This is a genomic window from Holdemanella sp. MSK.7.32 (assembly GCF_024460475.1).
Taxonomy (GTDB): domain Bacteria; phylum Bacillota_I; class Bacilli_A; order Erysipelotrichales; family Erysipelotrichaceae; genus Holdemanella.
Genome location: NZ_JANFYN010000065.1, coordinates 1 through 9,532 on the forward strand (window position 1 = coordinate 1; position 9,532 = coordinate 9,532).

Annotated in this window: 9 protein-coding genes; all 9 read left to right on the forward strand. The window is 34.6% G+C overall.

Going from position 1 to position 9,532, the window contains the following annotated elements:
• Positions 1 to 287 precede the first annotated feature (287 nt).
• The 9 genes from NE544_RS11095 (at position 288) to NE544_RS11135 (ending at position 9,366) form a co-directional block, all read left to right on the forward strand.
• Positions 288 to 956 (forward strand): response regulator transcription factor, encoded by a 669-nt coding sequence (locus NE544_RS11095; RefSeq protein ID WP_256269376.1) that lies wholly within the window; start codon positions 288 to 290, stop codon positions 954 to 956.
• A complete protein-coding gene (locus NE544_RS11100; RefSeq protein ID WP_256269377.1) occupies positions 953 to 1,942 on the forward strand; it encodes a HAMP domain-containing sensor histidine kinase in 990 nt (329 codons plus the stop codon). The genes NE544_RS11095 and NE544_RS11100 overlap by 4 nt, the downstream gene beginning before the upstream one ends.
• 91 nt (positions 1,943 to 2,033) lie before the next feature.
• Positions 2,034 to 2,801 carry an ABC transporter ATP-binding protein gene (locus tag NE544_RS11105; protein ID WP_227403103.1) on the forward strand — a complete coding sequence of 256 codons (768 nt, stop codon included), beginning with the start codon at positions 2,034 to 2,036 and terminating at the stop codon, positions 2,799 to 2,801.
• On the forward strand, positions 2,794 to 4,761 hold the full coding sequence (locus NE544_RS11110) for an ABC transporter permease (protein ID WP_256269378.1): 1,968 nt from the start codon (positions 2,794 to 2,796) through the stop codon (positions 4,759 to 4,761). Before NE544_RS11105 ends, NE544_RS11110 begins: the two co-directional genes overlap by 8 nt.
• Positions 4,762 to 4,870: 109 nt before the next feature.
• Positions 4,871 to 5,569, forward strand: coding sequence for an AAA family ATPase (locus NE544_RS11115; RefSeq protein WP_256269379.1), 699 nt, complete (start codon positions 4,871 to 4,873; stop codon positions 5,567 to 5,569).
• A 46-nt stretch (positions 5,570 to 5,615) separates the two neighbouring features.
• Positions 5,616 to 6,089, forward strand: coding sequence for a 23S rRNA (pseudouridine(1915)-N(3))-methyltransferase RlmH (locus NE544_RS11120; RefSeq protein WP_117570818.1), 474 nt, complete (start codon positions 5,616 to 5,618; stop codon positions 6,087 to 6,089).
• A 107-nt stretch (positions 6,090 to 6,196) separates the two neighbouring features.
• Positions 6,197 to 7,381, forward strand: coding sequence for a phosphoglycerate kinase (gene pgk, locus NE544_RS11125; protein WP_117570819.1), 1,185 nt, complete (start codon positions 6,197 to 6,199; stop codon positions 7,379 to 7,381).
• Between the two features lie 18 nt (positions 7,382 to 7,399).
• Positions 7,400 to 8,146, forward strand: a complete 747-nt coding sequence (gene tpiA, locus NE544_RS11130; protein WP_117570820.1) for a triose-phosphate isomerase — start codon at positions 7,400 to 7,402, stop codon at positions 8,144 to 8,146.
• Positions 8,147 to 8,280: 134 nt separating this feature from the next.
• On the forward strand, positions 8,281 to 9,366 hold the full coding sequence (locus NE544_RS11135; RefSeq protein ID WP_256269380.1) for a C40 family peptidase: 1,086 nt from the start codon (positions 8,281 to 8,283) through the stop codon (positions 9,364 to 9,366).
• Positions 9,367 to 9,532 lie beyond the last annotated feature (166 nt).

A 9,532-nucleotide genomic window follows, 5' to 3' on the forward strand; every position in this document is an offset into this window, starting at 1 on the left:
GATAAAAGAGGTTAGAAACCTATGGCATCATTCACTACTTCTTACGTTCAAATGGTTGAATCGAAGGAGTCAAAGAAGAAGTTTTAAATTGGAAAGGTTCTGTGAAATATGGAAAGACCGAATCATTCATCCTTATATCCATATTGATATTTGGAGCGGTGACAAAGTCATATATATCAAGAATGTTTAAAGTAACAGTGGGGAGCCGTATGCGGGAAAACTGCACGTACGGTTCTTAGAGGAGTTTATCTCCAACTGTTTATTTAGTGAAGGAGATAAATTTACTTATGTATAAAATAATGATTGTAGAAGATGATGAACTCATCTCAAAAAAGTTAGAATCGTTTCTTAAATCTTGGAACTATGATGTTAATCGAGTTGTTGATTTTTTTAATGTGATGGATGCATTTCATTCCTTTAATCCAGACTTAGTATTAATGGATATAACACTGCCTTATTTGAATGGATATTTGTGGACAGAAAAGATTCGTGAAGAATCCAAAGTTCCAATTATCTTTATTTCAAGTGCTACAGACAATATGAGTATTGTGATGGCTATCTCTAAGGGTGCGGATGACTTTGTATGCAAACCATTTGATTTAAATGTTCTAGCTGCTAAAATCACGGCAATATTAAGACGTAGCTATGATTTTGTATCCAATCATAATATCCTTGAATATCAAGGTGTACGCTTTAATCTGGATGATAATACAGTAAGTTTTCAATCTTCTCAAATGGAATTGAGCAAGAATGAGGCTAAGATCCTACGTTTACTTATGGAAAAGAAGGGGACGATTGTATCTCGAGATCGTTTAATGGAATATTTGTGGAAGACGGACTTTTATGTGGATGAAAATGCACTGAGTGTAAATGTGAATCGTTTGCGTAAAAAACTAGAGAGTATTGGAATTGTGGATTTTATTCAAACAAAAAAAGGATTGGGATATAAGATATGAAGTTGTTTAGTCATTATTTAAAAGATCGACGTTTGTTTATAGTTATATATACTTTTAGTCTTTTGACATGCTATGTTGTATTTAAATTATATAATTTAGAACTAGAAGCCTTTATATATGCCCTTATGCTTTTATGTGTATTGTTGATGGTTTGTTTCTTGTTTGATTACTACAAATATTATAAGAAACACCAAACATTACTAACTCTTCTATCTAACAGTAATGTTTCTTTGTCTTGTGATCTTCAAGATTCTTCATTGATGGGAGAAGACTATCATAAAATCTTAGTGGCTATGAAAGAATATCATGATGAGTATGTTGAATCTTCAGAAAGTAAAATGCATGATCTAGAAGATTATTTTACGATGTGGGTACATCAGGCTAAGCTACCCATTGCCGCTATGAAATTACTACTTGAAGATGAGAAATTGAGTCGTAGTGAAATTAAGTTGCAACTCTTACGCATGGATCAATATACAGATATGGTTTTAGCCTATTTACGCTTACATAGTACGCATACTGATTTTTTATTTAAAGAATTAGAGTTGGATGATTTGATTCGACAATCGATTCGCCGTTTTTCAACAGAATTTATTCGAAAACATATTCAGTTGAACTTTAAAGAAACCGGGGATGTTATTTTGAGTGATGAAAAGTGGCTTGTGTTTGTGTTGGAACAAATCCTTTCGAATAGTCTTAAATATACAAATGAAAATGGTTTGATATCTATATATATGAGGACTAAACATGTTTTAGTGATTGAAGATACTGGTATGGGTATTAGTGCAAGTGATTTAAATCGTGTATTTGAAAAGGGATATACAGGCATAAATGGTCGTAGTGATAAAACAGCTAGTGGTCTAGGTCTATATTTATGTAAAAATATTTTGAATATGTTAAATCATAAAATAACAATTGAATCAAGTGTTGGCAAAGGCACTCGAGTGATATTAGATCTTACGCATTTTGAAGGAAGAATTGAGTAATCTTACAATCTTGTAAGATGAGTGTTAGCTGAATCGATGGCTGCATTTTTGAATTCTATGTAGAATTTTGGTGTACATGGAGGTAATGAATATGGCATTATTGGAAGTAAAAAATTTAAAAAAAGTATATACAACAAGATTTACACAGAATCAAGTACAGGCATTGACCAACGTTAATTTTAGTGTGAATAAAGGCGAATATGTAGCTATCATGGGTGAGTCTGGATCTGGTAAGACAACACTATTAAATATCTTGGCTGCTTTAGATAAACCAACAAGTGGACAAGTTTTATTACATGGTAAAGATATTACGCATATTTCAGAAAAGGAAATTGCGAACTTTCGAAGAGAACACTTGGGCTTTGTATTCCAAGATTTTAATTTATTAGATAATTTTAATAATCGCGATAATATTTTCTTGCCTTTGGTTTTAAGCAAGAAAAAATATCCAGAAATGAAAAAAAGATTGGAACCTATCGCAAAACAATTAGGAATTGAGGGTATTTTAGATAAGTTTCCATATGAAATCAGTGGTGGACAAAAGCAGCGTGTAGCTGTAGCTCGTGCCATCATCACAAATCCAGATTTGATCTTGGCGGATGAGCCAACGGGAGCATTGGATTCAAAGAGTACAGAGGAACTATTACATTTATTTGGAACCATCAATGCGAATCAACAAACAATTGTAATGGTAACTCATTCGACAAAGGCGGCAAGTCATGCTTCTCGCGTTCTGTTTATTAAGGATGGAAAGATCTTCCATGAAATTTATAAAGGAAATAAAAATTTAGATCAGATGTACCAATGTATTAGTGATACGTTGACATTACTAGCTACAGGTGGTGTGCATCATGAGTAGAGCTTTCTATTTAAATTTAGCTGTAGATAATTTGAAGAAGAATGCGCGTACCATCATTCCTTATATATTAACGAGTGTCTTAACGACAATGATGTTGTATATGGTCGTTTCTTTGGCAAACAATCCGAATCTAAATGAGATGTTAGGGGCAATGACACTAACACAGATGTTAGGCTTTGGAGTTGTGATTATTGAAATCTTTGCGTTTATCTTCTTGTTCTATACATATAGTTTTTTAATTAAAAGAAGACAAAAAGAATTTGCGCTATTCTCTATATTAGGAATGGAAAAGAAGCATTTAGCTCGCGTATTGTTTTATGAAACTGCGATTACTTTATTTGTATCATTAGCTTTAGGTATTGGTTTAGGTATCTTGTTTGATAAAGCGATGTTTTTGGTTATCGCAAAAATGATTGGTGCAGATATTGTACTTGGCTTCTACTTTTCTTTTTTTGGCATGAGACAATGCGCTCTTGTGATTGGATTGATTTATGTATTGATCTATTTCTATTCTATGATTCGTATTCATATTTCAAGTCCGATTGAATTACTTCATTCTGATCATATGGGTGAAAAAGAGCCTAAGGCAAAATGGTTTCTTTCTATTATTGGTATTCTTTGTCTAGGTATTGGATATTATTTGTCAGTTACCACAAAAAATCCTTTAACGGCATTCTATTTTTTCTTTGTGGCTGTTGTACTTGTGATTATTGGAACGTATTTATTGTTTACATCCATATCAGTGACTTTCTTAAAATTAATGAAGAAAAACAAGAATTACTACTATAAGACGAATCACTTTATTAGTGTTTCTGGCATGATGTATCGTATGAAACAAAATGCGGTAGGTTTAGCCAATATTTGTATTCTTTCAACGATGGTCTTAGTTATGTTGTCGACAACACTAAGTATGTGGACAAGTATTGATGAAATTGTGGATTCACAATATCCTAGAAGTGTAATGGGAAATGGATATGGGGATGCTTCCAATATTGATTTTGATGAAATGAGTGAAGAGCTGATTCGTATGGGCATTGTTCCAAAGAATCTTCTTGCGTATAAGAGATTGGATTATGCTGGATATTTAAAGAATGGCACTTTGATTACGGATTACCAGAATGAGGGGATGAATGCAGTAAATGAGATTCAAGAATTTTATTGTCTTCCACTAAAGGATATTCAAGATTATGAAAATATCAAGGGTTCTTTAAAGCCAAATGAAATCTATGTGTATTCCAATGTAGAAAAGGCTAAGGAGAAGACTTTATCTTTATTTGGAAAAGAATATGTTGTGAAGAAACAATTGGATCATTTGAAGATGGATGAAAATAATCCAAATGTGACAGAACATTATTATATTATTGTGGATTCAGAAAAGACTTTAGAGAAGATGCAACAAGATCAGATACATGTGTATGGCGATAATGCGAGTGCAATACGTGCTTATTATTCGTTTGATTGTGATGCGAATGAGCGTGAAGTTATTAAAAAGTTAGGTCAGAATGAGAATATAAACGATTTTATTTGGTTAAGTAAATCGGATCAGAAACAAGGTTTGATTGAATTATATGCAGGCATCTTATTTATTGGAATCTTCTTAAGCTTCTTATTTATTATGGCAACCATTCTGATTATGTACTACAAACAAATTACAGAAGGCTATGAAGATAAGGATCGTTTTGAGATCATGCAAAAAGTAGGCCTTGAACAAAGTGATGTAAAGAAGGCTATTCACTCGCAAGTACTAACAGTATTCTTTATGCCACTACTTGTTGCAGGACTTCATGTTTGTTTTGCGTATCCAATGATTGAAAAGCTACTTCATTTGTTGTTTGTGAGTGATGCATGGCTTTATATTCGTACGACAATATTCTGCTTTGTGGCTTTTGCCCTAGTCTACATTGTGATTTATGTATTAACTTCAAAAGTCTATTACGGAATTGTAAAGAGAAATGCTTAATTGGATATTGGGATTTATCTTGATTGGATTATGTATCTATATTTATTATGTGAATCATCATGGAATTTAGTACTCGAATAGAGTACTATTTTTCTTAGGTGATATATATATGTTTATAAATGGATTTGATATCTTATGGGATGAAATTGATGATTATGTGGCAGATATTAAAAGTATTCGAAGTATTGATCAATTCACGTTTACTAAGCCAGTCACTTTCTTTTGTGGTGAAAATGGAAGTGGTAAATCCACATTATTGGAGGTTCTTGCGATTAAAAATGGATTGAATCCAGAGGGTGGAACAAGAAATTATGATTTTTCTACGTATGATTCGTATTCTAGTTTGCATAAACATATGCGTTTGTGGCGTTCTAGAAAACCGGATTGGATGTATTTCTTGCGTGCAGAAAGCTTTTATAATGTTGCGACAAAAGAAATGGAATATAGTGGTGTTTTTTCTGAAAGATATCATGATCAATCACATGGTCAAAGTTTCTTTTCTGTATTGATGAAACAAACAAATAAAAATGGATTATACTTTCTAGATGAACCGGAAGCAGCTTTATCTTGTCAGAATCAATTGGCTTTACTATATTTGATTGAGGAATGTGTGAAACAAAATTGTCAATTTATCATTGCGACACACTCACCTATATTATTGGGGTTTCCGGATGCGCAAATCTTATCATTTGACGAGGATAAAGTGGAAGAAGTGGATTATAAATCGACGTCTAGCTATCAAACGATGAAACTATTTTTGGATCGGTATGATTATTTTGTGGAAGATATTAAAGAAAATGAAATTTGAAAATCATTTATGTTTTTAGGATAATGTATTTGTTTGGAGGGATATTGTGATTAAATTAATTGCGATTGGAAAGAATAAAGATAAGGCGTTACAGTCTTTAGAGAAAGAATATATGAAGCGATTGTCAGCTTTTTGTAAGTTTAGTGAAATCGAAGTCAAGGATGAAGCAAATGAGCATGTGTCTAGAGAAGCTGAAGTTTTATTGGTGAAAGAAAAAGAGGGAAATCGTGTTCTAGAAAAATTATCAGATCAAGATTTTGTGGTATTGCTTGATCTTCATGGCAAGATGATTGATTCTGAGACGTTTGCGAAAAATTTGGATATGTGGCAAATGAAGCATTCAAATATTGTTTTTGTGATTGCGGGAAGTCTAGGACCAAGTGAAAAATTAGTTTCTAGAGCGAATTATCGTTGGAAATTATCGGATCTAACTTTTACTCATTTAATGACCCGAGTCTTGATGTTGGAACAGATTTATCGTGGTTTTATGATCAATAATGGTCGTAATTACCACAAGTAAGTGATGTAAGCGCTTTTTGTGAAATATTTTACTTGTGAAAAACTAGTCAATCAATTTATGTAGTGATATAATGGATGTGCAAAAAAATGACAGTAGGAGGAATATACATGACAAAGAGAACTGTTAAAGACCTTGATGTAGCTGGAAAAAAGGTCATCGTACGTTGTGATTTTAACGTGCCAAGAAAAGATGGTGTTATCACAGATGATAACCGTATCGTAATGGCTTTACCTACAATTAAATATTTAGTAGAAAACAAAGCTAAAGTTATTTTGATGTCTCACTTAGGAAAAGTTAAGACTGAAGAAGACAAAGCTAAAAACAACTTGGAATGCGTAGCCGTACGTTTACAAGAATTGTTACCAGATGTAAAAGTAACTTTCTGCCCAGTAACTCGTGGTGAAGAATTAGAAAACGCTGTAAATGCATTAGCTGATGGTGAAATCGTATTAATGCAAAATACTCGTTACGAAAAAGGCGAAAGTAAAAACGATCCTGAATTAGGTGCATATTGGGCTAGCTTAGGTGAAGTATTCGTTGAAGATGCATTCGGATCTGTTCACCGTGCTCACGCTTCTACTGTAGGTATCCCTACAAATATTAAAGAAAATGGATTAGGATTCTTAGTTGAAAAAGAAGTTACAATGTTAGGAAAAGCTGTTGATGAACCAGCTCACCCATTCGTAGCTATCATTGGTGGATCTAAAGTATCTAGTAAGATCGATGTTGTTGACAACTTATTGAAAAAAGCTGACAAAGTTATCATCGGTGGTGGAATGGCTTATACATTCTCTAAAGCTGTTGGTGGTTCAATCGGTACTTCATTAGTTGAAGATGACAAATTGGATTTAGCAAAAGAATATTTAGAAAAAGCTGGAGACAAATTAGTTCTTCCTGTAGATAACGTAATCGCTGATGCATTCAGTGAAGATGCTAACACTTCTGTTGCTGATGCTGGACAAATTCCTGATGGATGGATGGGATTAGATATTGGTCCTAAATCTGTTGAATTGTTCAGAAAAACTTTAGCTGGTGCTAAAACTGTAGTATGGAATGGACCTATGGGTGTATTCGAAATGCCTAAATTTGCTAAAGGTACTGAAGAAGTATGTAAAGCTATCTCTGAATTACCAGAAGCTATTACAGTAATCGGTGGTGGAGACTCTGCTGCTGCTGCAAAACAATTAGGATATGCAGACAAATTCTCTCACGTTTCAACTGGTGGTGGAGCTAGTTTGGAATATATGGAAGGTAAAACATTACCTGGTATCGCTATTATCAGCGAAAAGTAATAAGGAGATGTACTTAAGATGAGAAAACCTATTATCGTTGGAAACTGGAAAATGAACAAAAACAACGCTGAAACAAAAGCTTTCTTCGAAGCTGTTGATGGTGTTGCTGCTAGCGAAAATGCTACTTATGGAATTGGATGTCCATTTACTGATTTAAGAACTGCATTGGATCACGCTAAAAACTTAGTTGTAGCTGCTGAAAACTGCCACTTTGAAGATAGTGGAGCTTTCACTGGTGAAGTTAGTGTTCCTATGTTAGAAGAAATGGGAGTTAAATACTGCATTATTGGTCACTCAGAACGTCGTGAAATGTTCGGTGATACGGATGAAACAGTAAACAAAAAAGCAAAACGTTTAATTAAAGCTGGAATCACTCCAATCTTATGTGTTGGTGAAACAGAAGCTGATTACGATGCTGGAAACTCAGAAAAAGTAATTCGTGAAGAATTAGCTGGTTCTTTAGCTGACTTATGTCCAAAATGTGTTGGTGAAATGGTAATTGCTTACGAACCAATCTGGGCTATCGGAACTGGAAAATCTGCTTCAGTTGAAATTGCTGAAAACTGCTGTAAGATCGTACGTGACCAAGTTAAGGCTATGTATGGTGAAGAAGCTGCTGAAAAAGTACGTATCCAATATGGTGGAAGTGTTAAACCTAACAACATCGTTGAATATATGGCTCAACCAGATATCGATGGTGCATTAATTGGTGGTGCTAGTTTGAAAGAAGATAGCTTCACAGAAATCATTGAAAAAACAAAATAATTGATGATTATCTAGGCCTCTTTGAGGCCTTTTATTTTTAGTTATTTCTAACCAAAAATAAATTTTAGGGTTGTTTGTGAGGTGGTTTCGTGGTAAACTAGTCATGAACTATTTTAAATAGGGGGTAGAATAAAATGAACTTTGTAGAAAATAATGGTAAAAAAGTTGCAGCGATTTTATGTGTAGCATCTGCTTTCCCTGTTGTGGCAACAGTAGTTGCAGCTAAGGAAGAACCAGGATGGCATGGTGATCGCTATGTCAATGAAGATAAAACTGTAGCAAAAGGATGGCAAGAAATCGAAGGAAAATCTTACTATTTCTCAGAAGATGGAACAGTAAATTCTTCAAAGACTGAAGAAGCAACAACAGCTAGCGTTTCAAGTAACATTACAGGGGAAGTGAAAGAAACAGTAGCAACAGCTAGTCAAGAAGCTGTAAAAGAAGAAACAGAACAGAAAGCCGAAGAAGTAGTTGAAACTCCAGTAACTACAACTGAAGCAACAGATACAACTGAAACTCCAGCAGAAACACCTGCTCCAGAACAGACTGAGACACCAGCTCCTGAACAGACTGTAACACCTGCTCCAGAACAAACTGAGACTCCAGCACCTGAGCAAACTGTAACACCTGCTCCAGAACAAACTGAGACTCCAGCTCCTGAACAGACTGTAACACCTGCTCCAGAACAAACTGAAACTCCAGCACCTGAGCAAACTGTAACACCTGCTCCAGAACAAACTGAGACACCAGCTCCTGAACAGACTGTAACACCTGCTCCAGAACAAACTGAAACTCCAGCACCTGAGCAAACTGTAACACCTGCTCCAGAACAAACTGAAACTCCAGCACCTGAACAGACTGTAACACCTGCAGCTAGTACTTTAGGACAAAGAATTTCTGCTGAAGCACAGAAATTAGTAGGTGTAACTGATGGATTATGGTGTACACAAGTTGTACAACAAGCTTTGGCAAATGCCGGTGTAAGTGATGCTTATCAATTATGGCCAGATCAATACGCAGGTCAATATGGATACTACACTAACGATCCTCAAGAAGGTGACTTATTGTACTATAACAATGGTGGACGTGGTGTTGACCACATCGCTATCTATATTGGAAATGGACAAGCTGTTCATGGAAACTACGAAGGTAAGACTGTAATTGCTAGTGCATATTTAAGCACAGCAGCATCTCCACAATTCATTCGTGTTGTTAGATAATTTTAAATTTTAGCAGGTAACCAAATAATCTAGGGGTTTCCAAGAAATATCTAGGGGTCAATTTAGGGGACTGATGCCATATCGGCATGAACCTATAGACCCCTAGATTTGTTTTTAATGATTAAAAGGATTTCAGTTATGGTTATAAAACTGAGATCCTTTTTTG